Source organism: Kitasatospora sp. NPDC057965 (assembly GCF_042887135.1).
Classification (GTDB): domain Bacteria; phylum Actinomycetota; class Actinomycetes; order Streptomycetales; family Streptomycetaceae; genus Kitasatospora.
In genome coordinates, this window is the sequence record NZ_JBHVPZ010000080.1 from 1 (window position 1) to 1,394 (window position 1,394).

At 56.2% G+C, this 1,394-nt stretch carries 1 rRNA gene; it reads left to right on the top strand.

Annotated features, from left to right (window positions below):
* Positions 1-1,392: ribosomal RNA gene (locus ACFVVU_RS39135) — 23S ribosomal RNA — on the top strand; the annotation flags it as partial.
* Positions 1,393-1,394 lie beyond the last annotated feature (2 nt).

The window sequence follows — 1,394 nt, forward strand, 5'->3', positions numbered from 1 at the left end:
CTGAGACCTGATGCCGAGCCGATTGTGGTGAAGTGGATGATCCTATGCTGTCGAGAAAAGCCTCTAGCGAGTTTCATGGCGGCCCGTACCCCAAACCGACTCAGGTGGTCAGGTAGAGAATACCGAGGCGTTCGGGTGAACTATGGTTAAGGAACTCGGCAAAATGCCCCCGTAACTTCGGGAGAAGGGGGGCCATTCCTGGTGACGGCACTTGCTGTCTGAGCTGGGGGTGGCCGCAGAGACCAGCGAGAAGCGACTGTTTACTAAAAACACAGGTCCGTGCGAAGCCGTAAGGCGATGTATACGGACTGACGCCTGCCCGGTGCTGGAACGTTAAGGGGACCGGTTAGCTCTGATTCGTCGGGGCGAAGCTGAGAACTTAAGCGCCAGTAAACGGCGGTGGTAACTATAACCATCCTAAGGTAGCGAAATTCCTTGTCGGGTAAGTTCCGACCTGCACGAATGGCGTAACGACTTCTCGACTGTCTCAACCATAGGCCCGGTGAAATTGCATTACGAGTAAAGATGCTCGTTTCGCGCAGCAGGACGGAAAGACCCCGGGACCTTTACTATAGCTTGATATTGGTGTTCGGTTCGGCTTGTGTAGGATAGGTGGGAGACTTTGAAGCCGTGACGCCAGTCATGGTGGAGTCGTCGTTGAAATACCACTCTGGTCGTGCTGGATGTCTAACCTGGGTCCGTGATCCGGATCAGGGACAGTGTCTGGTGGGTAGTTTAACTGGGGCGGTTGCCTCCTAAAGGGTAACGGAGGCGCCCAAAGGTTCCCTCAGCCTGGTTGGCAATCAGGTGTTGAGTGTAAGTGCACAAGGGAGCTTGACTGTGAGACTGACGGGTCGAGCAGGTACGAAAGTAGGGACTAGTGATCCGGCGGTGGCTTGTGGAAGCGCCGTCGCTCAACGGATAAAAGGTACCCCGGGGATAACAGGCTGATCTTCCCCAAGAGTCCATATCGACGGGATGGTTTGGCACCTCGATGTCGGCTCGTCGCATCCTGGGGCTGGAGTAGGTCCCAAGGGTTGGGCTGTTCGCCCATTAAAGCGGTACGCGAGCTGGGTTTAGAACGTCGTGAGACAGTTCGGTCCCTATCCGCTGTGCGCGTAGGAGTGTTGAGAAGGGCTGTCCCTAGTACGAGAGGACCGGGACGGACGAACCTCTGGTGTGCCAGTTGTTCTGCCAAGGGCATGGCTGGTTGGCTACGTTCGGGAGGGATAACCGCTGAAAGCATCTAAGCGGGAAGCCTGCTTCGAGATGAGCACTCCCACCTCCTTGAGAGGGTAAGGCTCCCAGTAGACGACTGGGTTGATAGGCCGGATATGGAAGCCCTGTGAGGGGTGGAGTTGACCGGTACTAATAGGCCGAGGGCTTGTCCTCAG